At 62.6% G+C, this 12584-nt stretch carries 12 protein-coding genes and 1 pseudogene; 9 read left to right on the top strand and 4 right to left on the bottom strand.

The window, feature by feature from the left end:
• Positions 1-47 precede the first annotated feature (47 nt).
• Complete coding sequence (locus tag AB4N92_RS01190) at positions 48-1373, top strand: MFS transporter (protein WP_042572105.1); 1326 nt, start codon at positions 48-50, stop codon at positions 1371-1373.
• A gap of 109 nt (positions 1374-1482) precedes the next feature.
• A complete protein-coding gene (locus AB4N92_RS01185) occupies positions 1483-2190 on the top strand; it encodes a YebC/PmpR family DNA-binding transcriptional regulator (protein WP_010209440.1) in 708 nt (235 codons plus the stop codon).
• A gap of 51 nt (positions 2191-2241) precedes the next feature.
• On the opposite strand, the gene AB4N92_RS01180 is transcribed toward AB4N92_RS01185, so the two are convergent.
• Together AB4N92_RS01180 and zapE are read right to left on the bottom strand one after the other, a co-directional pair.
• The gene (locus AB4N92_RS01180; protein WP_236266926.1) at positions 2242-3600 is read right to left on the bottom strand and encodes a protein kinase; all 1359 of its coding nucleotides are present in this window, start codon (positions 3598-3600) and stop codon (positions 2242-2244) included.
• A gap of 39 nt (positions 3601-3639) precedes the next feature.
• On the bottom strand, positions 3640-4734 hold the full coding sequence (zapE, locus tag AB4N92_RS01175; RefSeq protein ID WP_021492814.1) for a cell division protein ZapE: 1095 nt from the start codon (positions 4732-4734) through the stop codon (positions 3640-3642).
• A gap of 215 nt (positions 4735-4949) precedes the next feature.
• Between zapE and AB4N92_RS01170 the strand changes: the two genes are divergently transcribed.
• The 7 genes and pseudogenes from AB4N92_RS01170 (at position 4950) to AB4N92_RS01140 (ending at position 11255) form a co-directional block, all read left to right on the top strand.
• A complete protein-coding gene (locus AB4N92_RS01170) occupies positions 4950-5447 on the top strand; it encodes a Csu type fimbrial protein (protein WP_010209444.1) in 498 nt (165 codons plus the stop codon).
• Positions 5441-5983: a Csu type fimbrial protein gene (locus AB4N92_RS01165; RefSeq protein ID WP_010209445.1), complete on the top strand. Its 543-nt coding sequence runs from the start codon at positions 5441-5443 to the stop codon at positions 5981-5983. The genes AB4N92_RS01170 and AB4N92_RS01165 overlap by 7 nt, the downstream gene beginning before the upstream one ends.
• A gap of 18 nt (positions 5984-6001) precedes the next feature.
• Positions 6002-6544 (top strand): Csu type fimbrial protein, encoded by a 543-nt coding sequence (locus tag AB4N92_RS01160; protein ID WP_010209446.1) that lies wholly within the window; start codon positions 6002-6004, stop codon positions 6542-6544.
• Positions 6545-6546: 2 nt separating this feature from the next.
• Positions 6547-7036 (top strand): annotated as a pseudogene (locus AB4N92_RS01155) (Csu type fimbrial protein).
• Positions 7037-7061: 25 nt separating this feature from the next.
• On the top strand, positions 7062-7850 hold the full coding sequence (locus AB4N92_RS01150; RefSeq protein ID WP_021492811.1) for a fimbrial biogenesis chaperone: 789 nt from the start codon (positions 7062-7064) through the stop codon (positions 7848-7850).
• A gap of 115 nt (positions 7851-7965) precedes the next feature.
• Positions 7966-10284 carry a fimbria/pilus outer membrane usher protein gene (locus AB4N92_RS01145; RefSeq protein ID WP_069672527.1) on the top strand — a complete coding sequence of 773 codons (2319 nt, stop codon included), beginning with the start codon at positions 7966-7968 and terminating at the stop codon, positions 10282-10284.
• The gene (locus AB4N92_RS01140) at positions 10281-11255 is read left to right on the top strand and encodes a Csu type fimbrial protein (protein WP_236266927.1); all 975 of its coding nucleotides are present in this window, start codon (positions 10281-10283) and stop codon (positions 11253-11255) included. Before AB4N92_RS01145 ends, AB4N92_RS01140 begins: the two co-directional genes overlap by 4 nt.
• On the opposite strand, the gene AB4N92_RS01135 is transcribed toward AB4N92_RS01140, so the two are convergent.
• Entirely contained in the window at positions 11252-11989 is a 738-nt protein-coding gene (locus AB4N92_RS01135) for an anti-sigma factor family protein (protein ID WP_044287385.1), read from the bottom strand. The two genes, AB4N92_RS01140 and AB4N92_RS01135, sit on opposite strands and share 4 nt — an antisense overlap.
• Positions 11986-12492 (bottom strand): RNA polymerase sigma factor, encoded by a 507-nt coding sequence (locus AB4N92_RS01130; RefSeq protein ID WP_010209455.1) that lies wholly within the window; start codon positions 12490-12492, stop codon positions 11986-11988. Before AB4N92_RS01130 ends, AB4N92_RS01135 begins: the two co-directional genes overlap by 4 nt.
• Positions 12493-12584: the final 92 nt, after the last annotated feature.

The following is a 12584-nucleotide window of genomic DNA, read 5'->3' as shown; positions in this document are numbered from 1 at the left end:
TTGCTTCGCGATTCTGCCGGCACACTCAACCTGAGGTCAGAACCACCATGAATATCCCTATGGGTAGCATCAAGCGTTGGCGCGTGCAGATTTTCGCCATCACCTGGCTGGCGTACGCCGCCTTTTATTTCACTCGCAAAGCGTTTTCGGTGGCCAAGCTGGGCATTGGCGACGACCCGAGTTTCCCCCTCGATAAAATGATGATGGCCAACCTGGACGGTCTCTACCTGGCGGCGTATGCCGTCGGGCAATTCACCTGGGGGATGTTGGCCGATCGCTTCGGGCCACGGGTCGTGGTGCTGGGCGGCTTGTTGATTTCCGCTGCCGCCGCCCTGGTCATGGGCACGTTCGCGACCTTGCCGATCTTTGTCACATGCATGTTGATCCAAGGCCTGGCGCAGTCCACCGGCTGGTCGGGGTTGTGCAAGAACCTCGGTAGTTTCTTCCCGGCGCAACAGCGCGGACGGGTACTGGGGTTGTGGAGTTCGTGCTACGCGTTCGGTGGCTTGGTAGCCTCACCCTTTGCAGGGTGGTGGGCCTACACCTTGATAGGCAGCTGGCACGCGGCGTTTATCTCCAGTGCGGTGGTGGTGGCGCTGGTGGCGCTGCTGTTCTTTATCTTCCAGCGCAACACGCCGCAGGATGTGGGCTTGCCCGCCGTCGAACCGGAGCCGGCGTTGAGTGCGGAGGAGGCCGCCGCCGAAAAACGCATCAGCGTGCTGGAGCCATTACGCGCGATCTTGCGCAACCGCACGGTGCTGACCCTGGGGCTGGCGTATTTTCTGTTGAAACCGGCGCGTTACGCGATCCTGTTGTGGGGCCCGGTGATCGTCTACGAACAGATGCCGTCGGTGGGCAAAGTGGGGGCGGCGATCGTGCCCACGGCGTTCGAGCTGGCGGGCTTGCTCGGTCCGGTACTGATCGGCCTGGCTTCCGACAAACTCTTTGGTGCCCGCCGCATGCCCGCCTGTGTGCTCAGCCTGCTGGCCCTGACCGTGGCCCTGGCCTTGTTCATGGGGGCGCTGCATACCGGCAGTGTGATGCTGGTGATGGCCTTGCTGTTTGTCATGGGCCTGACCCTGTACGGGCCGGACTCGATGATCAGCAGCACCGCTGCCATCGACTTCGGCACCGCCAAGGCCGGTGCCACCGCGGCGGGCTTTGTGAATGGCTGCGGCTCGGTGGGCGCGATCCTCGGCGGGCTGCTGCCGGGGTACTTCGATACCGTAACGGTGTTTATCGTGTTTGCCGGGGCCGCGTTGTTTTCTTCGCTGGTGTTGATGCCGTACTGGAACGCCCGGCCGGCAGTGCTGGCCCAGGTCGGGGATTTCGTGCCGGACTGTAACGTGGCGGTCAAACCCTTGCGAACCTGAGGGGTATGGCCGGTTTTTTGGTGGATTAGAGCGTTTTTGCCCTATAAACTCTGCCCCCAAAGCGCCGGCCAGTAGACGTTTCGGCGCGATGGATAGAAGAGAGTGAGTCATGGGCGCACAGTGGAAAGTCAAACATAAAGAAGCGGCAGCCAATGCCAAGGGCAAGATCTTCGGCAAGCTGGTGAAAGAAATCACCATCGCCGCGCGCAACGGCGCCGATACCTCGACCAACGCTCACCTGCGTCTGGTGGTGGAACAGGCCAAAAAGGCCTCGATGCCCAAGGAAACCCTGGACCGCGCCATCAAGAAAGGCGCCGGTCTGCTCGGCGAAACCGTGCAGTACCATCGCGTGACCTATGAGGGGTTCGCCCCGCACCAGGTGCCGCTGATCGTCGAGTGCGTGACCGACAACATCAACCGTACCGTGGCGGAAATCCGCGTGGCATTCCGCAAGGGCCAACTCGGTGCTTCCGGCTCCGTGGCCTGGGATTTCAACCACGTCGGCCTGATCGAAGCCTCGCCGGACAGCCCGGACGCCGATCCGGAAATGGCAGCCATTGAAGCCGGCGCCCAGGATTTCGAAGAGGGTGAAGAAGAAGGCACCACCCTGTTCATCACCGAGACCACCGACCTCGACGCCGTACAGAAAGCCTTGCCGGAGCAGGGGTTCACCGTGCTGTCGGCCAAGTTGGGCTATATCTCGAAGAACCCGGTGAGCGGGTTGAGCGATGAGCAAATGGCGGAAGTCGAAGCCTTCCTCGAAGGCTTGGACAACCATGATGACGTTCAGGACATGTTCGTCGGTCTGGCGGGCTAAAACACGCTAACAAATGTGGGCGCTGGCGGGCCTGCGATGAGGTCGTGTCATTCACTTTTTCAGTGATCGATACACCGCTATCGCAGGCACGTCAGCGCCCATATTTGGATTGGGTTTCAGCCCCCGGCTCAGCAGTGCCTCGATTTCGTTGAACCCCGGTCGTGCCAGCACATCAGGCTGACAGCAGCTTTTTTGCAACGCTGCCAGTCCATCACTCAGCTGTTCCTCAACCCGCTCCAACAATTCCCCCAACAATACCCCAAACGCCCGCACTTCAATCCGCTGCAAGGCCCTGGCTTCCACGCTATCGGCCGTGGCATGGAACGACGCCGCGCCAAAATCCCCCAGCAAACAGTCTCCCGCCTCATTCCACAGAATATTGTGGCCGTACAGGTCGCCATGGGTGATGCCGTGGCGATGCAGATGCGCCGCGACCGACGCGATGCCCCGTGCGATGCGCAGCGCCACATCAAGGCTGAAGCGCGTACCCGGTTCATAGATGTCGCGGGTGCACGAAGCCAGGCTGGGCAGGGCTGCGAGGTTGCGGTAGCTCGGGTCGATCAGGTCCATCACCAGCGCGGCCTGGTCATCCGGGTGGCCGACAACGCGGCCTTCTACCTTGATCAGGTTAGGGTGCAGCCCGGCGGCGATGCAGGCCTGCATTTCGTGCAGCGGCGAACCATCGCTGGTGATGCTGCCTTTATACAGTTTGACTGCGACCGGTTTGCCTGACGGTTTCCACAGGGCCTTGCGGATAACGCCGGAGGCGCCTTCGCCAAGGACTTCGGCCAGTTCCAGCTGGGCCCAGGGAATATCCGGCGTGGCGACATCACCTGTCACCTCCACCGCCATTTCCACCGGGTTACCGGCATAGGCCAGCCAAGTCAGGCTTGGCAGGGCCAGCAACCACGCCGGCAACTGGGCGAAACGGTTGGAGGCGATGCGCAGCAATTCAAGGTTGTGGCAGTTGGCCATGCTTTCCGGCAGCTGCGACAGTTGATTGCCGGCCAGCATCAGCTTTTGCAGCAGCGGGCGTTTGCCCAGTTCATCGGGCAATTGGTGGATGCGGTTGTCGGTCAGGATCAGCCAGCGCAACAACGGCGGCAACGCGGCGGCGGGCACGTGGCTGATCTGGTTGGCCTTGAAGCCGATCATGCTCAGCTTGGCGCACAGGCCCAGGCAAGTCGGCAGCTCGGTGAACAGGTTGTCTGAACAGAACAGCACACGCAGGTGGGGCAGGCGATGCAGGTCGTCGGGCAGGCTGCTCAGGGCGTTACCGCTGAGGTTGAGGATCTCCAGGGAGTCGGCCAGTTCGAAGATTTCCTGGGGAAATTCGGTCAGCCCGCAGGACAGGTCCAGGCGCGTGATACCGGCCAGTTGGCCGGCCTTGAGTTGGGCGAGAGTATTCATGAACGCAGCGGTTACTCGGTAAAGGGGCGCAAATGGCGCTCATGATACCGGGTCGTGTGCAGGTTGCGGGTCAGCCTGTTGCAATTGGCCGAGACGGCTGGCGGTGCGGGCGAGGTCGATGGCCTGGCCACTCAGGGCCAGGTCGAGGGGTTGCTCGCCGATCAGGATCAGGTGCTTGTCCCGGTCGTAGAGCACATCCACCAGGTTGATAAAGCGTTGCTGTACGGCAATCGGGCAATCGGCCAGTTGCGGCAGGCCGTCGATGATCCAGTGATCATAGTCTTGGCACAGCAGCAGGTAGTCCATCACGGCGGTCAACTGTTCACAAAGATCGCTGAAGGTGAAAGCAATGGTGCGGCCTGCGTGGTGGCGGCAGATCAACGTCCGGTTGCCGACGGCCAGAGGGCGCGGCGGGCAGTCGGCGGCGGGAAGCCCCAAGGCTTGGCGCTGGCTTGCGTTTGCGGGCCAAACGTACCGACCGCTGGTAAAGCGTTGTGCGCTCTGGGCTTGAGGCAGGCTGCGAAAATCCTGGGGCGAGCTGACTTCCAGCACCGCCATGCGCGCATCGATCAGGTCGATCACCGGCTTGAAGCGCTCGTGGTACAGCGGATTGGGCAGCAGCCCCTGCGGCGCATAGTTGGACGTCACCAGCACCAGCACACCGCGCTCGAACAAGGCTTTGAACAGCCGCGTGATCAGCATGGCATCGCCGATATCGTGGACGTGGAACTCGTCAAAACACAGGACACGGCAGTCCGTCAGCAGTTCATCGAGGGTCACAGCCAGGGCATCGTCCTGCTCACGGTGCGTGAACATACCGCGATGCAGGCGCGCGAAAAAATCATGGAAGTGCACGCGCTGCTTCTCGGCAATCGGCAGCGCTTGGAAAAAGCCGTCCAGCAACCAGCTTTTGCCGCGCCCCACCGGCCCGTGCAGGTACAGGCTGCGGGTAGGTTGGCCGGCGAGCAGGTGCTGGGTTTCTCGGGCCAGGGCAGCAATGGCTCGGGTTTGACCGGCACTGAGGGTATAACCCTGTTGCTCGGCTTTTTGCTGAAAGAACGCGGGGATAGGCGAGGCGTCCAGGGCGTCGGTTTTCTTACCGAGCAGGCGACGGATCAGGGAAAGCGCGGCCAATGCAAGTCACTCTGTATTTCAGTGGTCGCTCACTTTAGGGCGCCCGCCGCGTTTTGACCAATAGAGAAGGGCACTGCCAGCTATCTCGAAAAAGCATGTCACGAGGGTAATCCTGTCCAGACTGGCAGTTTCTCGTTGAGTGACTAACCTTCTACACAGCAGTCACCCCTGTAAAAGGATCTGGGGCAGTGAAGGGACGAGCAGTATTGGCAGTCATGGGCGCGATGCTCTGCAGCACGGCTTACGGTGCACAGCTTCAGGTGGAGGTGCGTATCGACGTGCAGCGGGGCTGCCAACTGGTGGGCACGACCCGCCAAGCGGGCATCGAGCAGCTTGGCGTATTGGATTTCGGCAGCGGCCCGCGTCTGGATGACCCGGCCGGGCCCCTGAGTGCGGCACTGATCAGCCAGCGCCAGCCGCGCCTGGAGTGCAACCCCGACACGCCGTATCAAGTGCGCGTGGATGGCGGCCTGCATGGCGGCACCGGTGAACTTCGTTACCTCAGCGCCACCCCTTCGACCCGACCCATTCCCTATCGCATCTATGCCGACGCCGCGCGGCGCGTGCCGTTGCCGGTGGATGTGCCGCTGAGTGGCCGGGTGCCTGACGCCGGTTTCGTCGACCTGCCGCTGTATGGCCGCATCGAGCCGCTCAAAGACATACCCGCCGTCGGCCGCTACACCGACCTGCTCAAGGTGACGGTCACGTGGTAAGCCGCTATCTGGCCGCGGTGGCCATGGGCGGCCTGCTGGTGCTGGCGGATGACGCGCAGGCGGCTGTCGCCACCGGGTTTATCCAGGCGCGGCTGGTGATCACCGCCAGTTGCGAAGTGAGCAAAGGCGTCGAAAGCGCACCGGTCAACCCCACGGGTGGCACGGCGATGCTCGACTTCGGCAGCCAGGGCCCGACCTGGAACAGCACGCTGGGCGCAGCGGTCTCCGACGGCGACAAGGCGCCGCTGGCGGTGTCGTGCAACCCTTCGGTCTCGAGCTTTACCGTGACCATCGACGGCGGCACCAATGGCGATGGCACTACACGACGCCTGAGCAATGGGCGCCAGATGATTCCGTATCGGCTGTCTGCCGACCCGCAGGGCCGCAGCGCTTACAGCATCGGCCAACAACGCAATTTTGTCGTGGCCAGGGGCACCCAGATACCGATTCCGGTGTTTGGCTCCGTGGTGGCAAATACCAGTGCCTTACCGGCAGGGATCTACACCGACACGTTGACGGTGACACTGGACTGGTAACTCAAGAGGATGAAAACCATGCATGTACTTGTTTCGCGATTAGGTGTCTGTGCACTGGGCCTGGCCATGGCCTCCAGCCTCAACGCGGCGACCACCGTGACCGGGCAGATCACGTCCAGCCTGATATTGATCGCCAGCTGCCAGGTCAACGGCTCTGGAGCCGCCAGCGGCCTTAACTTTGGTAGCTTGAACTTCGGCACCACCAACAGTCTGTTCACCAACGCCGATGCCCAGTTGCTCGGCGGCACCGGCACCGGTGGGGCGCTGTCTATTCTGTGCTCCAGTGGCACCACCCCAGCGGTCAAGGTGCGCGCCGGTGCCCATGACGGTGCGTCTCCGGGTGGCAGTCGTGCGTTGGCCGACGGTGCAGGCAACTTCGTGCCCTACGACTTCTATACCGACAGCGGCCACTCCGCGCTGTTGGCGATTGACGACGTGATCACACTCGCCACCAGTACCGGCGTAGCGCAGACCGTCAACCTCTACGGTCGAGCGGTGGGCAAGGCGGGGCTGCCAGCCGGCACCTACACCGACACCGTGGCCGTGGAACTGACGTTCTAGCGATGTGGCTCAGAGCGTTGCTGGCCTGTGGGCTGGCGGTGCCGCTGCCGTTATCGGCGGTGACCAGCCAAAGCTTCCAGGTGAGCGCGACTATCACACCAGGTTGCCTGGTTGTGGGCGCAGGCTCCAATTATGGCGCGCTGACCTACGGCAGTTACTCGGCCCTGGCTACCAGCACGGTCACGGCGGCGCTGACGGGGGGTGTGACTTTGCAATGCACGCCTGGGGTGACGCTGAGCATGAGCGTCAACGGCGGCCTGCACAGCGGCACCGGGCGCAATTTGCAGCTCAACAGCGGCAGCGCGCGAGTGGCTTACCAGTTGTTTCGGGATGCGGCGTTCAGCCAGAGCCTGGGGATTGGCCAGAGCGTCAACGTGGCCTACAGCGACGCGAATAACATCAACCTGCCCATCTACGGGCGGGTGCAATTGCCGGGCAATCAGCCTGGGGGGGACATACAGCGACACGCTGCAGGTGCAGCTGACGTGGTAAGGCTATCGGTATAAGGAGTGGGGTTATGCGTTCACCTTCCCGGCGGTTGTGGGCCGCGGGTATTGCCTTGAGTGCGGTGTGCACGGCGGGGGTCGTACAGGCGGCCAGCTCGGTGCTGATCTGGCCCATCGATCCAGTGCTGGAGGCCGACCAACAGGCCAGCGCGCTGTGGCTGGAAAACCGTGGGACCGAAACCGCGAGCCTGCAGATACGCGTGTTCGCGTGGAGCCAGAGCGGTTTCGATGAGCAATACCAGAACCAGCGCGATGTGATCGGCAGCCCGCCGGTGGCGCGAATCGAGCCAGGGCAAAAACAACTGGTACGCCTGACCCGCACCCGCGAAGTGCCGCCGGGACAAGAGTTGGCCTACCGCATCATCATTGATGAAATCCCTTCGCCGCTGCAGGTGCCGGCGCCGCCAGAGGGCAAGAATACGGCGGCGGCTATTCGCTTCCAGATGCGTTACTCGGTACCGCTGTTTGCCTACGGCGCGGGCCTGTGGAGCAAGGAAGACAGCACACGCCAGCGTGATCCCAAGGGCGCCGGCAAGCCGGACTTGAGTTGGCAGAAAGTCACGGTGGCGGGGCGCAATTACCTCGAAGTACGCAACCAGGGCGCCGTGCATGCGCGCCTCACCGATGCTTCATTCAAGCAGGGCGGGCAGACACGGCCCTTGGTGGACGGTTTGCTTGGCTATGTCTTGCCGGGCGCGACCATGCGCTGGCCGGTGCCGGATGGGCTGTCGGCTGACCAGCCCCTGCAGGTCAGGATCAACGGCGCGCAGCAGTTGGAGAACCTTGCGCCGACACGGTAACCGGGTGTAACGGGGCGGGAAGCTCCGGGATTTAAACGGATGGAGATGTCCATTGAAGGACACAACGCCATGTGTGAGTCGTGGTTGGACTCGAGGTCTATGGCCGTCGGTAGCAATGGTAAGCGGGCTATGGGGCGCAATGATTGCGCCGCAGGGCGTGGCTGGCGACCTGCCACCGCCCCCGAGCAGTATGGAGGCTGTCGCCGATGCACAGTTGTTTCTGGAACTGGTGGTCAATCAGATGGACACCGGCCGCGTCATCGCGGTCGATCAACGGGCCGGGCAGCTCTATGTGCCGGCCAGTGCGCTGCAGGATGTGGGCATGAAGCTGCCCGGTGAACTGAGTGGCAGCGTGGCGTTGGACACGCTCCCGGGTCTGCACAGTGACTACGACAGCAACGCTCAGCGCCTGCTGCTGGATGTGCCGCCTGCGTGGTTGAAAGAGCAGTTCATCGGTAACCGCAACGCCTATCCGCGCACCCAGGCGATGAGCAGTTTCGGCGCCTTGCTCAACTATGATCTGTATTTCAGCGACACCGACGAAGGCGGCAGCTACCTCGCCGCCTGGAACGAAGTACGGCTGTTCGACAACTGGGGCACCTTGTCCAATACCGGCCAGTATCGCCAGACCCTGGCCGATGGCGTGAGCAGCAGTACGTTCAACAATGGCTATCGGCGCTATGACACCACCTGGCGTTTCTCCGATGACGAACGGCTGCTGACCTACGAGGCCGGTGACGTGATCAGCGGCGCCTTGCCCTGGAGCAGTTCGGTGCGCCTGGGGGGGGTGCAGTTTTCCCGTGACTTTGCCGTACGCCCGGACCTGGTGACCTACCCGCTGCCGCAATTTGCCGGTGAAGCCGCTGTGCCGTCGTCGGTTGACCTGTTCATCAACGGCTACAAATCCGACAGTGCGCTGCTGCAACCGGGGCCTTACACCCTGACCAACGTGCCGTTTATCAACGGTGCAGGCGAAGCGGTCGTGGTGACCACCGACGCCCTGGGCCGCCAGGTGTCGACCACGGTGCCGTTTTATGTAACGAGTACGCTGCTGCAAAAAGGCCTGACGGATTTCTCGGTGGCTGCCGGTTCCTTGCGCCGGGAATACACCTTGAAAGATTTCGCCTACGGGCCTGGCGTTGCCAGCGGTACCTTTCGTTATGGTTATTCCGACAACCTGACCCTGGAAAGTCACGCCGAAGCCTCCAGTGACCTGACCCTCGGCGGACTGGGTGGCAACCTGCGGCTGGGCAACTTCGGCGTGCTCAATACCGCCGTCAGCCAAAGCCAGTTCGAAGGCCGCGGCGGCCAGCAACTGAGCCTGGGCTATCAATACAACAGCATGCGCTACAGCCTGTCGTACCAGCGGGTCGAGCGGCGCGACGAGTACGCCGACCTGACCCTGGTCGACACGCCCTATGCCAGCCTCAGCAAACGCAGCGAGCAAGTGACCTTGAGCCTTAACCTTGAGCGCTTCGGCAGCCTGGGCGTAGGTTACTTTGACGTGCAGGCAGCGGACGATTCTCGAACGCGCTTGCTCAACCTCAGTTGGAGCAAGCCGCTGTGGCGCAACACCAGCTTCTACCTGTCGGCCAACCGTGAGATCGGCGACAGCAACTGGGCGATGCAGGCGCAGTTGGTGATTCCGTTTGATCTCAACGGCAGCCTGGCCTTGAGCACCGAGCGCAGCAAGGATGGCGCCAGTCGCCAGCGCCTCAACTACAGCAGTGCGGTGCCCAGCGAGGGCGGGGTGGGTTACAACCTCGGTTATGCCCAGGGTGATGGCCCGGCGTACCGGCAGGCCGATCTGACCTGGCGCTTGCAGTCGGTGCAGTTGCAGGCCGGTGTGTACGGCAGCAGCGACGCCGAGACGCGTTGGGCGGATGCCAGTGGCTCGCTGGTGTGGATGGGCGGCGACACTTTTGCTGCCAACCGTATCAATGATGCCTTTGTGGTGGTGAGTACTCAGGGCTTCGCCGGGATTCCGGTGCGCTATGAAAACCAACTGGTGGGTGAAACCGACCGCAACGGTCATCTGCTGGTGCCGTGGAGCAGCGCGTATTACCGCGCCAAGTATGAAATCGATCCGCTGAACCTGCCGCTCAACGTGCAGAGCCCGAATGTGGAGCAGCGTGTATCCGTGCGGCGCGGCAGCGGTTATCTGCTGGAGTTTCCGCTGCGCCGGGTGCTTGCGGCCAGCGTCACGCTGGTGGACACCCAGCACCAGGAATTACCCCTGGGCAGCCTGCTGGTGCACGAGCAAAGCAACCAGCAGGCGGTGGTCGGCTGGGATGGCCTGGTGTACCTGGAAAACCTCTCGGCGCATAACACCTTGCAGGTCACACTGGGGGACGGGCGCACGTGTCAGGCGCGATTCGATATCGACGAGCAGCAGCAGGGCATGCCGTTGATCGGGCCGTTGGTGTGCCAATGAGAGGTTTGGGATGGCTGTCGCTCACCGGGCTGTTGTGTTCGGGGCAGGCGATGGCGCTGTGTTCGACGGTGGCGACTGCTCCGGTGAGTTTTGGCTCGGTGAGTTCGATCAACGTGCGCACCGCGACGCAAAACAGTTCGACCCTCAATGGCGGTTTGAGCTGCACGGCCTCATTGATCGCCCTCGGCACCAATGACCACTTCTATGCCACGATCACTTCAACCACCAGCGGCATGGTCGGCCCCACGGGGGATGTGATCGGTTATACGATTTATGGCAATAACACCACCACGTTCCCGATTAACCGGGGGATCCAGTTCGATTTCGGTCCCAATGGCATTGCGACCAGCGCGGGGCTTTTGACGGGGCCGGGCAGCAAGAACCTGCCGCTTTACGTGGGCAGTATTACTGGGACGAATGTAGCGGCCGGGGTGTATACCGAAGTCTTGAGCGTCGCGTGGACCTGGGATTATTGCATCGGCCTGGGCGTTGGCAACTTGTGCATATTGCGTGACAAGAACCTCACCCCCCAGGTCAAGCTCCTGACCGTGAGCATGACCGTCACCAACGACTGCCAGATCACTGCACCCAATATCAGTTTTGGCAGCGCGCCCGTCATCAGCGGCTTTACCCCGGTCACCGGCCAGACCATCAGCATTTCCTGCACCAAGGGCAGTGCTTACAGCGTAGGTTTGAGCGATGGCCAGAACGCCGTCAGTGTGGGCGGGCGACGCCGGATGGTCTCAGGCAGCAACTACTTGGCCTATGACCTCTTCAAAAGCGCCGGTACCACGCGCTGGGGCAGTGTCGGCGCTGCGCGTCGCGACAGCTCCACCGCCGAGATCAACCCCGGCAATGGCCTGGGCATTGGCAGCCAGGTGTTCAACTATAACGCCCGGATCTACACCGACCAGTCCACCCCGCCCGCGGGCACCTACCTGGACAACGTGGTGCTCGACGTCGGCTTCTAGAATTTCAGCAGCGGCGGGCCGGGCTGATCCACCGGGCTGACCAGCGCATAGTTATAGCCGGCACCGGACCAGTATTGCGCTTGCAAACCATCGGCGCTGCGGCTGCCCCGAGGCAGGAAGCCGTTTTCCGGGCCTGGCGGGCGGATATAGAAACTGATGCGCCGGCCTTGCGGGTCCTCGTACAACACCATGGCGGCGGCGCCTTGCTCGGTGGTGAGCAGGCGCCCGCTGACCGGGGTGAACCCGGAGGTGCTCAAGTCCGGCAGGCGGTGTGCCTGGTTGAAGTAGCGATCGAGCCAGGCCTGCATCGTGCCGCCGCCCTGCACCTTGTAGTCGGCGGGCATGATGCCGTCCTGGGCAAACAAGCGGAACGCCTGCATGGCATCGGCCATGGGCAGTTGGGCGGGCTGGGTGGCTTCACGGGCGTGCCAGCCGCCGATACCGCCGAGGCTGACGGCGAGAAGCAGCACGGCGGCCGTAGCAAACTGTCGACGCGATTGGCGCTTCATGCGCTGGCGGATCAGGGCCGGGTCCAGGTCCGGGTTGGCCGGCTGCTGCAGGGCGCCGCCCAGCGCTGCACGCAGCAACTGCGCGTCGTGTTGCCAGGCATGGACCTGCGCGGCGACGTCCGGGTGCGCCGCCAAATAGGTCTCAAGCACGCGGCGATCACTCTCCAGCAGTTGGTGATCGACGTAGGCATGCAAATCGCGTTCGCTGGGGGGCAGGCTGATCATTTGAGTATCCGCAGGGAAGGGCTGGCAATTTCGCCATCACTGAGTAGACGCAGGGCTTGGCGCGCACGGGACAGGCGCGACATCACGGTGCCGATGGGCACCTCAAGGATCTCGGCGATTTCCTTGTAGCTCAGGCCTTCGACCGAGACCCACAGCAGCAGCGCACGCTGCTCGGTGTTGAGTTGATCGAAGGCTTGCAGGGTCGACTGGGCGATCACCGTACGTTCCACCGACGGCTGCGCATCGTCGCGTCCGGTGAAAAATTCGAGCATGCGAGCGTAGCGCCGGGTACGGCGGTGGGCATCGAGGAACTGCCGGTAGAGGATCGAAAACAGCCAGGCGCGCAAATCGCCTTCGACGCGTTTGTCGGCCCAACTGATGATTGCCCGTTCCAGGGTCGACTGCACCAGATCGTCGGCGCTGCTGGCGTTACGGGTCAGGGACACGGCAAAGCGCCGCAGCCTGGGGATGAGTTCACGTAACTGTTCGTCGAGTTCATGCATGGGTATCTGGCTGGTCACTACGCTGGGACTAGAGAGACGTGCGGCGTTGACGATTATTCCGCGTGCCAGGAAATAAATCCGAGGCCAGGGAA

The organism is Pseudomonas sp. S3_A09, assembly GCF_054668065.1.
Note: the sequence above shows the minus strand (reverse complement) of the source record. Positions and strands in the feature narration are given on the sequence as shown.

Coding starts and splice junctions, on each gene's coding strand:
- AB4N92_RS01190 (WP_042572105.1), top strand. CDS start 48: ATGAATATCCCTATGGGTAGCATCAAGCGTTGGCGCGTGCAGATTTTC.
- AB4N92_RS01185 (WP_010209440.1), top strand. CDS start 1,483: ATGGGCGCACAGTGGAAAGTCAAACATAAAGAAGCGGCAGCCAATGCC.
- AB4N92_RS01180 (WP_236266926.1), bottom strand. CDS start 3,600: ATGAATACTCTCGCCCAACTCAAGGCCGGCCAACTGGCCGGTATCACG.
- AB4N92_RS01170 (WP_010209444.1), top strand. CDS start 4,950: ATGGGCGCGATGCTCTGCAGCACGGCTTACGGTGCACAGCTTCAGGTG.
- AB4N92_RS01160 (WP_010209446.1), top strand. CDS start 6,002: ATGCATGTACTTGTTTCGCGATTAGGTGTCTGTGCACTGGGCCTGGCC.
- AB4N92_RS01150 (WP_021492811.1), top strand. CDS start 7,062: ATGCGTTCACCTTCCCGGCGGTTGTGGGCCGCGGGTATTGCCTTGAGT.
- AB4N92_RS01145 (WP_069672527.1), top strand. CDS start 7,966: ATGGTAAGCGGGCTATGGGGCGCAATGATTGCGCCGCAGGGCGTGGCT.
- AB4N92_RS01140 (WP_236266927.1), top strand. CDS start 10,281: ATGAGAGGTTTGGGATGGCTGTCGCTCACCGGGCTGTTGTGTTCGGGG.
- AB4N92_RS01135 (WP_044287385.1), bottom strand. CDS start 11,989: ATGATCAGCCTGCCCCCCAGCGAACGCGATTTGCATGCCTACGTCGAT.
- AB4N92_RS01130 (WP_010209455.1), bottom strand. CDS start 12,492: ATGCATGAACTCGACGAACAGTTACGTGAACTCATCCCCAGGCTGCGG.